Annotated in this window: 15 protein-coding genes; 3 read left to right on the top strand and 12 right to left on the bottom strand. The window is 52.3% G+C overall.

Going from position 1 to position 15,724, the window contains the following annotated elements:
• Positions 1 to 65: 65 nt before the first annotated feature.
• The 5 genes from ACZ1GS_RS04020 to ACZ1GS_RS04000 all read right to left on the bottom strand — a co-directional run bounded on the left by ACZ1GS_RS04020 (position 66) and on the right by ACZ1GS_RS04000 (position 3,956).
• Entirely contained in the window at positions 66 to 1,151 is a 1,086-nt protein-coding gene (locus tag ACZ1GS_RS04020) for a zinc-dependent alcohol dehydrogenase (protein WP_472697204.1), read from the bottom strand.
• 437 nt (positions 1,152 to 1,588) lie between these two features.
• Positions 1,589 to 2,074 (bottom strand): GNAT family N-acetyltransferase, encoded by a 486-nt coding sequence (locus ACZ1GS_RS04015; RefSeq protein ID WP_472697203.1) that lies wholly within the window; start codon positions 2,072 to 2,074, stop codon positions 1,589 to 1,591.
• Positions 2,075 to 2,257: 183 nt separating this feature from the next.
• The gene (locus ACZ1GS_RS04010; RefSeq protein WP_472697202.1) at positions 2,258 to 2,824 is read right to left on the bottom strand and encodes a carboxymuconolactone decarboxylase family protein; all 567 of its coding nucleotides are present in this window, start codon (positions 2,822 to 2,824) and stop codon (positions 2,258 to 2,260) included.
• Positions 2,825 to 2,859: 35 nt separating this feature from the next.
• Entirely contained in the window at positions 2,860 to 3,366 is a 507-nt protein-coding gene (locus ACZ1GS_RS04005; protein WP_472697201.1) for a nuclear transport factor 2 family protein, read from the bottom strand.
• A 56-nt stretch (positions 3,367 to 3,422) separates the two neighbouring features.
• Positions 3,423 to 3,956, bottom strand: coding sequence for a TetR/AcrR family transcriptional regulator (locus tag ACZ1GS_RS04000; protein WP_472697200.1), 534 nt, complete (start codon positions 3,954 to 3,956; stop codon positions 3,423 to 3,425).
• A gap of 194 nt (positions 3,957 to 4,150) precedes the next feature.
• Between ACZ1GS_RS04000 and ACZ1GS_RS03995 the strand changes: the two genes are divergently transcribed.
• The 3 genes from ACZ1GS_RS03995 to ACZ1GS_RS03985 all read left to right on the top strand — a co-directional run bounded on the left by ACZ1GS_RS03995 (position 4,151) and on the right by ACZ1GS_RS03985 (position 6,330).
• Positions 4,151 to 5,074, top strand: coding sequence for an AraC family transcriptional regulator (locus ACZ1GS_RS03995; RefSeq protein ID WP_472697199.1), 924 nt, complete (start codon positions 4,151 to 4,153; stop codon positions 5,072 to 5,074).
• Between the two features lie 201 nt (positions 5,075 to 5,275).
• A complete protein-coding gene (locus ACZ1GS_RS03990; protein WP_472697198.1) occupies positions 5,276 to 5,860 on the top strand; it encodes a YHS domain-containing (seleno)protein in 585 nt (194 codons plus the stop codon).
• A gap of 59 nt (positions 5,861 to 5,919) precedes the next feature.
• Positions 5,920 to 6,330 carry an MAPEG family protein gene (locus ACZ1GS_RS03985; protein ID WP_472697197.1) on the top strand — a complete coding sequence of 137 codons (411 nt, stop codon included), beginning with the start codon at positions 5,920 to 5,922 and terminating at the stop codon, positions 6,328 to 6,330.
• Between the two features lie 118 nt (positions 6,331 to 6,448).
• Here the strand turns inward: ACZ1GS_RS03985 and ACZ1GS_RS03980 are convergent, their stop codons facing one another.
• The 7 genes from ACZ1GS_RS03980 to ACZ1GS_RS03950 form a co-directional block, all read right to left on the bottom strand.
• Complete coding sequence (locus tag ACZ1GS_RS03980) at positions 6,449 to 7,960, bottom strand: alpha/beta fold hydrolase (protein ID WP_472697196.1); 1,512 nt, start codon at positions 7,958 to 7,960, stop codon at positions 6,449 to 6,451.
• A 40-nt stretch (positions 7,961 to 8,000) separates the two neighbouring features.
• Positions 8,001 to 9,473 carry an amidohydrolase family protein gene (locus ACZ1GS_RS03975; protein WP_472697195.1) on the bottom strand — a complete coding sequence of 491 codons (1,473 nt, stop codon included), beginning with the start codon at positions 9,471 to 9,473 and terminating at the stop codon, positions 8,001 to 8,003.
• A 124-nt stretch (positions 9,474 to 9,597) separates the two neighbouring features.
• Positions 9,598 to 10,947, bottom strand: coding sequence for an MFS transporter (locus ACZ1GS_RS03970; protein ID WP_472697194.1), 1,350 nt, complete (start codon positions 10,945 to 10,947; stop codon positions 9,598 to 9,600).
• Positions 10,948 to 10,955: 8 nt separating this feature from the next.
• Positions 10,956 to 11,957 (bottom strand): VOC family protein, encoded by a 1,002-nt coding sequence (locus ACZ1GS_RS03965; RefSeq protein WP_472697193.1) that lies wholly within the window; start codon positions 11,955 to 11,957, stop codon positions 10,956 to 10,958.
• A gap of 35 nt (positions 11,958 to 11,992) precedes the next feature.
• Positions 11,993 to 12,286 carry a DUF1330 domain-containing protein gene (locus ACZ1GS_RS03960; protein ID WP_472697192.1) on the bottom strand — a complete coding sequence of 98 codons (294 nt, stop codon included), beginning with the start codon at positions 12,284 to 12,286 and terminating at the stop codon, positions 11,993 to 11,995.
• Between the two features lie 40 nt (positions 12,287 to 12,326).
• Positions 12,327 to 13,061, bottom strand: coding sequence for an alpha/beta fold hydrolase (locus tag ACZ1GS_RS03955; protein ID WP_472697191.1), 735 nt, complete (start codon positions 13,059 to 13,061; stop codon positions 12,327 to 12,329).
• Positions 13,062 to 13,354: 293 nt separating this feature from the next.
• Complete coding sequence (locus ACZ1GS_RS03950; protein WP_472697190.1) at positions 13,355 to 15,694, bottom strand: TonB-dependent receptor; 2,340 nt, start codon at positions 15,692 to 15,694, stop codon at positions 13,355 to 13,357.
• Between the last annotated feature and the right edge of the window lie 30 nt (positions 15,695 to 15,724).

The following is a 15,724-nucleotide window of genomic DNA, read 5'->3' as shown; positions in this document are numbered from 1 at the left end:
TGGCTGTGAGGACCCAGGCACCGCGAACGCTGCCTGGGTCAATGGTGCCGGCTTGAGCAGAAGCGTCAGTTCTTGAGGGCAACCTTGATGGTGCCATCGGAACGCTTCAGCATGCGGTCATAGCCTTGCTCTGCATCTGCAAGCGGCAGGATGTCGGTAAAGATGATGCTCGGATCGATCTTGCCCGCCTCCACAAGCGGCAGCAAAGTGCGCATATAGGCCGGTACATTGACCACGCCTGTGTGAATGGTGAGATTCCGGAAAAGCGCCTCTGAATAGGGTGCGTCCACCGGGGCAAACAGATGACCGAAGCCCAGAACACTAATCTTACCGCCCGCTTGCGACATATCGAGCGTTTGCTTCAACGATGCCTGATTGCCTACCGTATCGATGACTGACAATGCACCATATCCGCCGGTCAGTTCTTTGACGAACGCAACGGGATCACCCGTCTTGCCGTTGACCGTGTGCGTCGCGCCGGCTTTGGTACGGCTAAATTCCAGACGACCGTCATGGCGGCCGACATGAACAACCTGTTCGGCGTCGAACAGCTTGCTGCTGGCCAGTACCGCACTTTGACCTACGGCGCCGTCACCAATCACGACAACGGTGCCGCCTTTTTGAATATTGGCGTTCAAGGCCCCGTGATAGCCCGTCGCGAAATTGTCTGCGAGTGGCAGAGCGCGAGCGTCTTCCGCACCGGTCGCGAGACCTTCCGGCAATGTAAACAAGGTCGAATTCGCATAAGGAACGCGGACATATTCAGACTGTCCGCCCTGGATGTCATTGCCGCCATGCTCTGCAAACATCGGCGACCCGAACAGACCGCCATGTTCACAGGCGGAGTTGAAGTCACGCTTGCAAAAGTGGCATTCGCCATCGACAAACATTGCCGATGCGACCACGCGGTCACCAACCTTCACATTAGTGACGTCCTTGCCGATCGCTTCAACAACACCAACAAACTCGTGCCCAAGACGCATGCCCTGCATAACGCCAGCTTCCGGACCGTTATTCACGAAATCAAGGTCAGCGCCGCAAATGCCAGCGAGCGTTACGCGAACGATCGCGTCATTGTCTTGAATCAGTTGTGGTTCGGGGACGTTGCCGACTTTGACGTGTCCGCGATCATGATAATAAGTTCCCAACATTGGTCTTCATTCCTTTTTCTTAATCGGTTCATTCATTTGCCTGAAGGTCTCCGCGCGTCGGCGACGAGCTCTCAAGATCGACATTACTCACTGTGTCAAAACCCATGTATGTCGAACCTATCTATATATCAATAGATTTATCAATTTTCTCTCTAACTCGCTGATCTTGTGAGGGTTATAATATGTATCGAAGGGGTGTTTATACCGAATCAACCGCTGGGGCGGTAACCGCTTTGCCGAAAAAACAGCAATCCGCCGTACTCACAAGCCCTCTGCCGGTGCCGATGATGCGGTGATTGGATTCCTGATACTGCGAGGTTCAGCGGACCGATTGGATCAGTCGTCTTACCGGTCATTTTCTGAATTGAGCGGCGCACCCAGGCATGGTTCTCCGGTGACGCCCGCGCCCAGGAGCACCGGCTATGAAGAGGTTATCGTCAAACCGCTTTGGCAAAATACTGAACGGTTTTTTCCTTCATGACTCTTGTGCCTAGACGAGCGAAACCCATTGCGTCATGAAAGTCCAGCGACGCTTTATTGGGCGGCACCAGATCGACTTCGGCGCAAAGATAGGCACGCCCGGCCGTGCGGGTTTCTCGTTCAAGGTCTTGATAAAGAGCGATCGCCACACCGCGTCGCTGGAGGCTTTCATCAATCGCAACACGGTCAATATAGACAAAATTCTCATAGCGTTTCTTGAACCACCGGAAATTCTCGCCATCATATTCGGACCGGTCATCCATTGCGAGCAGGAAGGCCTTGCCTCTCTCGACACAGCGATGATAGAAACAATGACTCAAGATTGTCTGCAGCTCTGGCATGTTTAGCGGCGATAGCAGATGTTGATATTTCTGATTGAGCGCGAGAATTTCAGTCAGATGACTGTCATTTATGGGTGCAAGATTCCAATATTCTGTTCGCATCGCCTGCCTCGCGCCTCTCCGGTGCTGATGCCGGAGCCAGCTATCAGCTTTGCTCGCCTGCGTGCAACCCCATACTTTCAATCGCACTGTTTGTTGGACAGTTCCATTCTGTTCCCAGAACAACCTGTCTGTTGATCACAGAAAATGGGCCGCTTCCAAACGAAGGAAGCGGCCCAATTATTGCTATGCGTTTTCCAGTTCCCTAGCCGTCCAGGCATTGGCTTGGAAATTGTCGTCCACTGGCGTGTCAGCAACATGGTTGGTGTAGTTGGACATGACTTTCATCGCGGTCCCAACAATCACTTCCAGAACATTGGCCTTGGTATAGCCAGCAGCAAGAAACGCATCGATGTCGTGTGGATCCAGCACGCCGCGCTGTTCGTTCACCTGTGCAGCAAAGGTCAGCAATGCTTCAAGCTTGGGATCCTCAACCGAGGAACCGTCACGCAAAGCTTTGATCACATCTGCGGGCACGCCCTGCATCTGAGCAATCGTGGTGTGCGCTGCCATGCAATAGGTGCAACCATTCAGACGGTTATTGGTCATCAATATGATCTGCTTTTCGGTAGCGGTAAAATCGCTCTTTTCGAAAATGCCGGAAATGGCGGCATAGGCCTCTAGCGCAGCTGGCGATTCAGCAAATGTCGCCATCAGGTTGGGAAGAAAACCATAGGCTTTCTCAACATTCGCGAGAGTCTCTTTGCTGCCTTGAGGCGCAGTTTCTTGAGTGTGTACTGAAAAATTGGTCATGATAATCTCTTTCTTTTCTTTGGGTTGGGGGAGGGTTAGTTATTCGAGTGGGAGTCGTAGACTTTTCCGCTGATCTTCCACTGGCCATCGGTTTTGTAGAGGACAAAAAAGTCGGTGAAGCGCAGTCCAGCCCAGTTGATGAATTCAACCTTGGCTGCAGCAGCGGGACCAGAGATATCGATCCATGCAATGCGGCTCTTGATATCCGGTGACGCGCCGGTTTTGGTTACGTCTTCAGCAAAGGCATCAGCGTCCGGATAAGAAACTTCGCCGCCGATCGAGCCCACGATATGCGCATGGTCATAAAAGGCGGTCCGACTGAGTTCGCCGTCACCGGTCTTGGCAGCCTCGATATAAGGCAGCAAAGCCTTGGCAATCTCTTCATAGTCAGCAAAGCTCTGGGCTTCATCGGCCTGTGTTTCTTGGGTAATTTCAGTATTTGACATGTTATTCGTCCTTTGGTTGGGGGTTTGGGAATAAGCGCCCGTGACCGGCAGCATCAGCAGCACGGCGACAGGCAGTAGGGGGAAAAGTTTCTTCATAGTCTCCTTCTAATCTATCGATATATATATAGGTATTGGTGGTAAAAAAAGGGGCGTTACGGCGTGACATAGTCCTGCAAGGCATCGGGGATGACCGAGGGATCACCATTAAGTCGCCCCAACAGGAGTGACCCTTCCAATGCACTTAAAAATCCAATGGCGAGGCGATCAGGATCCTTTTTACCTGCCTGCTCGAACTGGCGCTGCAACCAGGTTTGAAAATCTTTGAAATAGGATTGGACCAGCTTTGCCACGCGCGGACTGACCGATTGCAGCTCGGCAGCCATCATCCCGCAAAGACAGAATTTTTTATCAGTGATATAGTTCTGAAAATAGGCAATCAGCGCCTTTAGCCGGGCGTCCGGTGTGTCATGCCCTGCCTCCATCGCTTGAAAACCTTCGGAATGTTTTTCGTGGATGCGTTCAACCAGCGCCGCCGCCAAATCGTCCTTGGCCTTGAAATAATAGTGTATGCTGGCGGTCTTTATGCCAATTGCGTTCGCCAGATCAATATAGCTGAATCCATTGAATCCTTTGGTCTGGGTCAACGTCTCTGCAAGATCGAGAATCTTTGTTTTCGTATCAGTCATATCGATGCCTTGTTAATCTATATGTATGTAGATAGATGTAATTTGCGGCAAGTCAATCCCTCGTTTCACTTTTTTCCAAAATAGCGCGCGACAAGGTTCAAATCCCCTCTGCCGGACGATCTGCATCATCTCTGAGAGAAATAGGGCATTCATTGGCTATTGTGAGACGAAGAGTGAGATCCTAATATCCGACTATGGATATTCTCAACGACATTTTGGATACGCTCGATCTCAAGGGCGCGCTTTATTTTCGGACTGATTTTTCTGGGAAATGGTCGGTTACTGTGCCCATTCTCGAACAGGCCGCACGCTTTCATTTGGTTGTGCAGGGACAATGCCATGTGAAGCTTCCCGGCGAAGCAGCCATTATATTGAGACCCGGCGATCTGATCCTGATTCCCAATGGACAGACCCATATATTATCGGACAGTCCTGTCGAGGATGCGCCGCCGCTCGAACATGTCCTGGAAGCGGTTCAATATGACGGTGATGGTGTGCTTGTCGTCGGAGAAGGTAATGACGCGGCCTCGACTCAACTGATTTGCGGCCACTTCACTTTTCGGAAAAATGCAGATCATCCCATCTTGCGATCGCTTCCCGATCACTTGCTCACCACCGCATCAATGCGTGCACAAAATCCTTGGCTTGACGAGATATTGCGTTTGATAAACCGCCAGATGTTCTCGGACAATGTCGGGTCCGGTGCCTCGGTCCGCCGGTTATCGGAAATCATGTTCATCGAACTGCTACGGGCAGGAATAGAAACGCAGGAAGAGTTTGGCGCATCGCTAAGAGGGTTTCAGGACCCCCAAATCGGGCATGCGCTGGAACTCATGCACCGGGAACCGACCGCATCATGGACCGTGGAGTCACTCGCGCGGCAAGTCGGCATGTCCCGAAGCCGTTTTGCAGAACGATTTGGCGATTTGGTTGGGCAAGGCCCAATGTCTTACCTGTCGGACTGGCGCCTTCAAAAAGCGCTTTCGATCCTCGACCATAGCAACTGCTCCGTCCAGCAAGTGGCCGTGCAAACCGGCTATCAATCACCAGCAGCGTTCACTCGCGCCTTTTCCGGAAAATTTGGTGTAGCACCCACTTTATACCGTCAAATGCTGTAAAAGTTTGCATATCGTCCCATTGGCTTGATCAATAGTCGCTAACTAATCCGGTCATATTGTCTTATCGTCTCAATTGAGAGAAAGCCGCTCCAACGACATTGAAGGAGCGAATCATCGAACGAAAGACGTGACAACCATTTCCGAAGATTTTCAGCACCCCCTGCTGGACATGTCTTCTCCCCCACAGTCACATCATTTCGCTTGAAGCAATTTTTCTGTCGTCAACGCACGCGACCATTTTGGTTGCAAAAATCATCGGGGAGATTTTCCCCAAAAATAGAATTGAATGAAAAGGAACGAACCATGTTTAAGAACGTAACTCTCGCCGCCGCAATCGCACTGGCAACCTTCGTCGTAACACCAGCCATGGCAGCTGATGAATATAATGTGTCATCCGGCTTGACCGCGGCAGCTGCACCGCTTGCGCTGCACGGTGTCGACACAGTGGCATTTATCAACACCGGCAACCGGATTGAAGGATCGGCAAAATTCGCCGCTGTCCATGACGGCGTTGCTTATTATTTCGCCAGTCAGGCCAATCTGGATATGTTCAAAGCAAATCCTGCTGGCTTCCTGCCTCAAAATGGTGGCTTCTGTACCTTTGGTGTTTCTGTCGGCAAGAAATTTGACGGCGACCCACGCTGGGCTGATGTTCGCAATGGCAAGCTCTATGTTTTCCTGAGCGAAGACATTTTCAAAGCTTACCAGAAGGATCCAGAAGGCGCGATCGCCAAGGCTGAGACCAACTGGAAGACAATCCGTCACACGGCAGCGACCGACCTTTAAACCTTGCGGCGGAGTGAGCCTGTCATTGGCTCACTCCGCCCCATCATAGGAAACGCATCATGGAAACCGCATATTATTATCTTGCCCTCAGCGGCATTCTCACCCTCCTTTTGTGGACCCCTTATATTGTTGGTCGCATGTTTGTTTGGGGCATTCCCACATTCTTGACCAACTATCCGGACAATTTTCCAAGGGAAGAACCTGAAACACCCTTGTGGATGGACCGCGCGAAACGGGCGCATTTGAATATGGTTGAAACCATGCCGGCCTTTGTGGCCGTCATCGTGGCAGCGGGCCTGCTCGGTGATGCGTCCATTGCTGAAACCGTTGGCACCTGGGCGAAAATCTTCTTCTTCGCCCGCATTGCCCACGCCGTTGTTTATACGTTCGGCATTCCAGGTCTCAGGACCCCGGTATACCTGATCTCATGGGCGTCGATTTTGATGATTGGCGCACAAGTGGTGCTCTAACCCACCCACACACCAAATTTCTCGGGACCTGCAAATGCGACAACGGATTTGCAGGTCCCGACTTTGTCCCGGAACGAAGGAGATGAGCGCGCGCCGGCAGGATGGTAAGATGACAAGATCAGCTGTGTTGCAATTCGAGTATTTTCAACCTGTGCCAGCTTGCGCCCGTTCTCAGGATATCGACGACCTGCTCATGCAATTTCTCGGGCGACAAATCTGCATCTTGTTGCCTCAAGGCGGAAGCGGAATGATCGAACCATGGATCATATCTGATATTGTCGCGAACCCAGGACCACGCCCTCACCAGATGGGTTCCGTCAATTTGTGGCGTTAGGTCTGGAAATCCGAACGACAATATGCGGCTTTTGTCTGCAGCCTGATAAAGGCTGGTATCCACCAGCTGCATATTCTCGGTTGGGGAGTGCTTGCTGATCAACGTCGCAACCGCTCCGCCCAAGCCCGCACCCAATATGTCGCTTGAGGCCAGTCCCAGTTTTTCCAGGACCGCAATGATGGGATCGGCGAATTGCGATAAAAGCAGATCGTCTTGATCCGGCAATTTGAAAGATGCGCCATGCCCTGGCAGGTCGAAAACCAGAATAGGGCGGTGATTGGTATCAGCTATCGCATGGTCCAGCATCTGCTTCGCGGATGCGCCTGCGCTATGCAATAGGACCAAAGGTGTGCCGGTTTTTGCCTGATTCCGGTAGGCGTGTATTTGCCCAAATTCGGTATCGAAATATGTGCGGTGCCAGGCATCTTTACCGGATGCGACCTGCTGTGCTGGATCGATATCTTGCCGCGGAAGGGTTTCGATCACCGACCGCAGCTTGTCTTTCTGAACCGAATAACGTTCTTCAACAGGGAGCCCTGCCCGAAGCAATTCGACGCAGTCGGGTAATCCTTGCGCGACGAGATTATCGGCAATCGAAACCACCGGACTGCCTGCCCAGCGCATCATCGTCGTGGGCACGTCCAATCCATCCATATGATCGCGATGCTCGGTATAAAAGGCCAATTCATAAGCCTTTGCATAGCCTTCTCCTGCCTGCAGATACCGATTCATTACATCTTGAATGAGGCCCGCCGGCGGGACATCTATTTTAAGTTGGTCGGCCAATTTGCCAGAATTCCAGGGGAAAGCAGCAAAGAGATCCCGGCACATGTCCCAATAGGTCAGAAGGTGGCTGCCATCTCTTTTGGGTGTGACATCAGGGAAATAACCTTCCAGCATGACCGCCCGATCATCGTCAGAGATATGGCCATTCGCATCCAGCATCAGGAGGTTGATGCGCTTGGGATATTGTTTGCCAACGGCAATGGCGATTTGCGATCCGGTTGCTGCGCCGTACAAACAGAATCGATCGATTCCGATAGCATCGATCGCCGCAATCAGATTGTCTGCATAGTTGGCAATTGTTCGCGGTTCACGGCTGAAGTCATCGGAAAGCCCATAGCCGGCGGTATCGATTGCGATGCAAGTACAGATATCGGAAAAGGCATTGACGGCCGGCATCATCGCTTCCGAACTTTGTGGAGATGGGTGTAATATGATCAGCGGAGGACCTTCACCGGCCTGCCGATAGTGAATCTGCTGACCATTCGGTAAAGTGACATAGTTACACAACATCAAGCCAATCCTTCTTTCACCCGTGCTCGAAAATCAACATTCACGATTTGGGCGTCCCATATTTCAACTGCTGTAGCTTCTCATCGTCCAAATATCGCCCATTTCTAATAACCGCTTCAATGGCCGTTGTATTCCGGATATTTTCCAATGGATTGGCCGTCAACAGAACTAGGTCCGCTGCCATTGATCGGGCAATGGTTCCCTGCCGATTTTGCAATCCGAAAAAGGCGGCCGGCGTGATCGTCGCGGCGCGGATTGCTTCCAGCGGTGTCAGGCCGGCTTCGACCAACATGGCGAGTTCTTCATGCAAACTGGGGCCTGGCGTCAGATAGCCTATCGGTGCATCCGTGCCAGCCAAAATCGATATGCCAGATGCGTTCAGCCGGTTCACCATCGACAACAGCCATTTATCATAGGCGATATCCCTGGGGGTTGGTTCGCGCCCGGCAAACCGGGCGATGCCTGCCATCCATCTTTCGCTTACCGATTTCGGCATCAACGCAAATGTCTCCTGCCACCGCTTTTCAGCATAGAGTTTGCGAGAGAGGAACCGGCTGACCACGAGGGTGGGAGTCTGCGAAATATTTCTGGTTTTCATCAGTGCAATCAAATCGTTGCACACCTTTTCGTCCTGATCCAGCAGTGCCGGCCCGCGTTGCATGCGGTGCAGAATCGACCGGAGCTTGTTGCCATATTCGGAATCATCAGCTGCGATTTGCGCCCGCCTTTCCGCGAGCATTTCGGTGGGATTACCGGTGCAGGCTATTTCCAGATTGCGGAGATGTTGGATGTCTTTCAACCCGGCCTCCATCGCTTGCCTGACCGTCACGGCCAGGGGCGGGTGGCCAGCAACAGGCAGCTTGTGGAATGATGCGCGCTCGGTCACAGCCTGCAATGTTTCCGGGGACAGCATTTCATAGGCCTTGATGAAATCCACGCCTTGCGCTGCCAGTTGATCAACCTGCTGAATCGCTTGCTGCGGGCTGCCGACGCCGACGGAGAGGTCGGGCGTGCCCGCCGACTGCCCCGCATAGACGCGCTTTTTTCCGTCGACCAGCGGCCCGGAAATATACAGATCCGGCGTTATCGCATCTTCCGCCGCCAAAGCGCGGGCGTCTTGCAGCTTGTCCAGATGCCCCCCTGTATCGCGCAAATAGGTTATTCCATGCGCAATCGACAACGGGAAAAATATCTTGTGATCAATATCCGGATGATAAGCAAGATGGACATGCGCATCCCACAGACCGGGTATGACAAATTTACCGGTTCCATCAATGCGCGTTGCATTCTTTCTGGCGGATCTGGCGACATCTTTGCCGACCGCAGCGATGGTTTCGCCATCGATCAGAATGTCGACATCATTCCGCGCACCATTAATCGCATCGATCGCAGTAATATTGGTGATAATGATCTGACGACTAACCGGCATGGCAGAGTCAACCGGAATAGTGGCACACGCCGTCAGCACGAAAGCAAGAAACAAAGCGAGCATTCGCGAGTGAAGGTTTGGCATGGTTGACGTCCTAAAAAATTTGCGTCGAAAATTGGCACAGTCATGCTCCGGCGTCGCTTGGCTGCTGGTATAAGAGATGCCGATTATTGCGATCATTGCAACATTCCAAGTACCTGTGCCGAGATCATCCCGTATGCTGGGCAGCGATATGATCCAACTGTTTTCGATACAAGCGGATAGCCAATGGGATAAGCAGTAGCGGGATAAAGCCATAGACAATCGGAAGCGCAGCAACCGCGTATCTGATATTTTCCTCACCGAATATCCGTGTTGACAGAACGCCGACTGATGAAGGGCCAAGGAACAGCCCGGCCATGCTGATGGCCATATAGTAGAGCGCCACGACTTGCCCGCGGATCTGGCCCGGTGTGATCGCGAGCAAGGCGGTGATCGCCATCCCCGATATCATCGCGATACCAACGGTGTTGATCGCCAACATCACAAAGGCCAGTTCAGGCGTGGGCATGAACATGGCCAGCGCGCCGGTCGGAATCATGATCACATAACCGATGATCAGCAACCGCAGCGACGCGTCTTCTATTCCAGATTGGGTCCAGCGGTCAGAAAGATAACCGGTGACGAATACGGTTGCAGGACCGAAGGTCAGCAGAATCACGCCGTTGATCAATGCATATTTTTCGGCAGGCCAACCCCAGGTCCGTTCGAACGTCGCGGGCAGAAAACCCTGACTATAGGCAATAATGGCCATAACCGCAGCCATGGAAACAAACGTTCCATAGGTTCCGGCACGCCGCTTTACATAGGTCAGCGCATCCTTGATGCTGTTCCCGTCAAGATCATCGTCCAGTTCCGCCGCCTGTCGGGGCGGTTCCTTGATGAACATGAAGACTACCGCCAATAATATTCCCGGCAATCCGACCGCAAAAAAGGTGATCTGCCACGGGGCCAAATCGCCGAAAACCGGCACCGTGACAAACGTGGTGGTTTTCGCCCAGATGAGCACCGCACCGCCGATCAGCGATGCGATTCCGCTGCCTAAGGACAGGGCCGCCACATAGACCGAAATCGGCTTGCCGCGTTTTTCCGGCGGGAAACTGTCGGCGATCATCGACATGGCCGAGGGGCTTAATGTGGCTTCGCCGACACCCACCATCATTCGGGCGAGAAACAAATGCCAAAAATTCTTGGCGAGACCGGATATGGCGGTTGCAAAGGACCAGACAAATATGCCGGCGGCGACAATCCAGGTGCGCTTGCTCCGATCCACCAGCCATCCCAGCGGCAGACCCATAGTGGCATAGAAAATTGCGAAGGCGGGACCGATAACCCAACCAATTTGTTCATCGGTCAGCCCCAGATCAGCTTTGATCGGTTCGATCAACAGCCCCAGAATATAGCGGTCAATGAAACTGAAAATATAGGCGATGGTCAGCATGATGACCAAAAACCAGCCGGCTTTTGCCGTCGGATAGACAGCTGAATCCGCTTCCTGGCTTTCTGCTTGACCGGCCATCTGCGGACTCATCCTTCGAAAATCTCGATTAAAAAGCCATCCGGGTCTTTAAGGATCATGCTACGCCTTCCAGCAAGATGGGGACTACCGTGGTTGGCCGGCGGTTGCACCACTTCAATTTTTGCTTCGACTGCACGCATCAGCACGCCATCGAGATTTTTCGTCGCGAAAGACCACATGGCTATCCCGCGATTGGGCGGACCATAACCCGGTGCCGGGCTTGGCTTGGTTGCCTGTTGATGATCCATCAGCACCAGATAACCTGAGGCACTGCCAGGTGCGAAGGCCTGGATGAAACGTTCGGTTGTTCCTTCGGGCATCAACAGTGCGGATTTTTCGCCCACAGTAAATTCAACATCGCGTCGGATTTCGAAGCCCAGTACATCGCGGAAGAAGGCCACGGTTTCATCCGCTGCCGTGATGCAGCGCGCCGAATAGGCTGACCCGCCCATGCCAGTCGCGGGGTCAATCGGTCCTACGGGTACAAAAATGTCCGGACGCACGACGCCCATAACAAAAATATTGTCCGGCGCCTTGTAGACTATCTCTGCCGAAACATAGGTCTCGCCGGTTGGGCTGGTAAATTCCATCTCCTTGACCCCGATGGTCGACTCCACCCCAATGGAATTCATATGCTTTTCATGCGCATATAGATCATCAATCGGAAAGCTCATCGTCGCACCGCCCGCAAATAGTCCATCATAGGCCGGGCGAACGGATGGCGTTTCCCGGTTTGGGGCAATCACCCTGATCTGAACATTGGCGCCTTCTCCGGATTTGAAGAATACACAGCTTTCCCAGCTGTCATCTGCTTCGAAACCAAAATATCGGTTGAGCGCCGCACGCTGTTCTTCTGCCGGTTCGGTCCAGCCAGAATTATCCAAATGATAGCCTTGGGTAAAAATCTCTTCGACTTTGGCTTTGTCACCAGTCACATAGGTGACAGTGTGCAGAGGCCCAACAATGGCATCTTCCGGACTGGATTCGGGAACAAAAATATCAGCGGTCATTGATTTTCCTCGTGGGGCTTTGAGAGATTATCGATTCAGGGCGCTTCAACGATCATCACTTCGGCGTCGGCCAGACCTTCACGCAGTTTTTTGACTTCCGCATATTCAGGGGAATTCCAGAACTTGCGGGCAGCGTCCTTGCTGTCCCATTTGGAGATCGCGATGGAGGTATAGCCTTCCAGATTGCCTTCGAGCAGTTCTGCACCCGGAGCAACGATAAGATACTCACCACCATATTGCTTCACCACATCGGGTACGACCGATCCATATCCGGATACGAATTTTTCACGATCGTGAATTTTGCAAGCGATGACCATGTAAGCCGCCATTAGTGTCTCCTGTTGATTCTATTGCGCATGCCGCAGGGCTCTATTCCGCAGCAGCAAGATTCTCATTCTCACCATCCAGAAAGTTTCTGATAATGTTTGCGAGTTCTTCCGCGCGGGTTTCAAGAAATCCATGATTCCAGCCCGGCAAATCGATCATCTTGCCATCCCGCATATATTCGAGCGTGCGGGGTGTCATTTGATACAAATCATCTTCGGGGTTGAGCAGCGCAATGGGATGGGCCAGCGTCGACAATCGTTGGGGGAAAGCCGCATTATATTCGAAGACTGCGCGATGCCCCCAGCTATAGCTCTCCCCGCCCCGCACCATTTCAGCAAAGTTTTTGGCTGTCAGTTCCAAAGTGGCATCAGGCGCTTGATTTCTGAGCAGCATGTCCCAAAACTGCCGAAATCGGGAACCTTGCTCATCAAGCTTGATATGCGACAGGGACTGTTTCATCCGTTCAATTTCGGAGGGAAGCAGTATCGCGGCGGACATCAGGATCAGTTTCCGGACATTTGACGGGTGCTGACAGGTGAACTCTGTCGCGAGTTTGGATCCCGCATGGATGCCGAACAGATCGATCTGATTGCCATTTTTGATCAAGGCCGTCTGTTTCACCACATCCCAAATCGATTCTGCGTAATCCACGGCCGCAATCGGTTCTGCCGGCGCATCGGATTCTCCATATCCCGGAAAGTCGGGCGCTATCACAATTCGATCTGTCCCCAATGCTTCAACCAGTTTTTCAAAATTGCGCCCGGATTGAGGGAACATGTGCAAACAAACCACGGGGTTGAAAGTCTCAATCTTCGGCTCGGAGATTCGCAGGTGCATCTGACCATAGCGACCATCTACAAATTTTCGACGAAAGAGAGGCATATACAGGTTCCTAAAGTCTCAACAATCGGAGGTGTAGGTAATTCTGAGCGACAGCGTTGGTCATTAAATGGCGGAGGCGCCCCGAGCAGCCGCCATTGGGTTTCCCGTCGCCCAGCCAGAACCAAAGATATTTTCGGTTCCAATTCCGCCCAAGGGAGGGAAGAATGTCCGCCGGGCGACGGGATCGGTTAGAAATTGCCGCTTACACGCAGGCCAAATTGACGCTTGTCCCGAAGACCAACCATCCAGCCAAAAGTTCCAAAATCAAACAAAGGTGTATTGGCCGACAAATCACGGAAGCGATTAATCCCGGTCGGCGTATCGTCATTTGTCAAATTGGTGACAAAGGCTTCGATGCGCAACTTCTCTGATTGCACCCCTGCACGAAGGTTGGCCTGAAAACCATCGGGAGCCGTTGTCAGGTTTATTTCACTGGCAAACCGCTCTCCGGTATAGAAGCCGTCAGCCCGCAGGAAGAAACCCCAGTCGTCGTTTAGTTCTCCCTCATATTGCGCCGATAACGAACCGGTAAACTTGGGGAATCGTTCGCTTCGTGTGCCAGAGGCATCTGTCGATCCGAACACTTCACCATAGATCCCAGAGTTATCAAACGAGGTCAGTTCGCCGTCAATATAAGCTGCGGTGGCACCAATTGTGAAACCATCAACCAGTTCATAATTGGCTTCAACTTCAAATCCCTTGATTTCAGATTCGCCGATATTGATAAAATAGTTGATCTGGTCCTGAGAGGAATCATCCAGGGTAATCAGGTCGGATCGGCGGACCGTCTGGCCGGATCTTTCCATGTAGAAAGCGGCGTAAGATATGAAGCCACGGCCGCCGAGATTATGCTTGAACCCCAGTTCATAGTTTCGGAGCGTTTCTTCGCCAAAATTCTCGGAAGCCCCGGGTTGAATATCTTGCAAACGACCAAGCTCGGTAGCGCTGAGTTCCTGCACATCGCCGTTGAAGCCGCCCGGCAAGTTCCCTTCCGAGAAACTTGCATAGACAAGAGTATCACCGGTAATCTGATAGTTCAGAATCAGCCGAGGAAGAAACGATCTGAACGTGCCCTTGAGCGCACCGACATTGTCGGTGATATCGCCATCTTCGGTGATCGTGTCGATCTGGTAACGCCCCTCTGCACTCAACGTAAGATTTTCGGTCAGGTTGAAATCAAGGCTGGTAAAGAAGCCGAGCGTTTCAATTTGCTCTTCTGCAGGCTCGCCGCCACCGAAAGCAAAACGGCCGAATGCTGGCACGATGAATTCGCCATTATTGGTAAACCGCTGATCAAAATAGTTTGCGCCGACTTTCCAATTCAAAAATCCGTCAAACGACTCTCCGGCCAAGCGGATTTCCTGGCTGAAATCACGAAACTGCCGTCCCGAATAGCTAACAAATTGATCGTCAGGGCTATAGTCGCCGTCCTGCAGCAGGTTGACTTCATCATAGTTCAATCCAGTGAGCCAACTGAAGACCAGGTCGGTATCAGGGAAACGCACATTAAATTGAAGACTGCCACGGAAACTCTGTCGGTCCAATCCGAACGTATCCCGCGGGCTATCGTTCAGTTGGATCAGATCATTCGTGTAGAAGTCGAGAACAGTCGCGGTTGGCACCGTATTCAAACCTGGGTCCAGAATCGGCACATCGCCGCAAAGCGTACTATCGGTCCCGGTCACACCGCCGCGCGTGAACGGCCCACAATTGTGAAAGGTTGAATTGACAAAACCAATCGCAGGGGCGGTGTCTTCATTTTCGAAATAATTCAGGCGGATCTTGGCATCGAAATTCTCGGAAGGTTCGAAAAATGCCGTTCCACCGATTGACCAAGTCTCTTCTTTGCCCACCTCGTCACCATTGAGCGTGTTGGTATAATGTCCGCCCTTGTTCCGATAGGCACCGGTCAGTCGCAATTTGAAGGAATCACTCACCGGCAAGTCCACACCGGCAGAAATATCATATAGGTCTCGCGTAGCTACCGTGGCCGAATAATCGATCTTGAAATCATCTCCCGGCGTTTTCGTGATGTAGTTAACGGCACCGCCAAAGGTGTTTCGACCGAAAAATGCGGACTGTGGCCCCTTGATTATCTCGACCTGCTGCACATCGTTAAGAGCAATTGCCTGCGCACCATTTGCTACGAAAATCCCGTCTACAAAAACCGATGCCGTTTGCCTGGTGGGTGAACCGCTATTGACGCCAACTCCGCGAAACCGGGGTGAATTGTCAAAGCGTCCCGGTATGGTCGCCAGCGACTCATACACAAAGCCAGGCGTGAAAGCGGGCAAGTCGCTGATGCTCTCCAAGCCCCTTGCCTGGATTTCCTTTTCATCAAATGCGGTGATCGCAATGGGAACTTCCAACAGGCTTTCATCCCGCTTACGCGCGTTGACCACGATGACATTGCCATCAGAAGCCCCTTCCGCTTCGTCGGTATTCTGAGCCAAAGCCGGACCGGAAATCAATGCACCCGCTAATGTTGCAAGTCCCACCGAGGCCTTCAAAACATTGATATTCTTCATTTTCACTCCCCAAATTTACCTTCACAGTCC

Source organism: Parasphingorhabdus sp. W113 (assembly GCF_055693205.1).
This window is presented reverse-complemented; position numbering and strand designations above follow the sequence as displayed.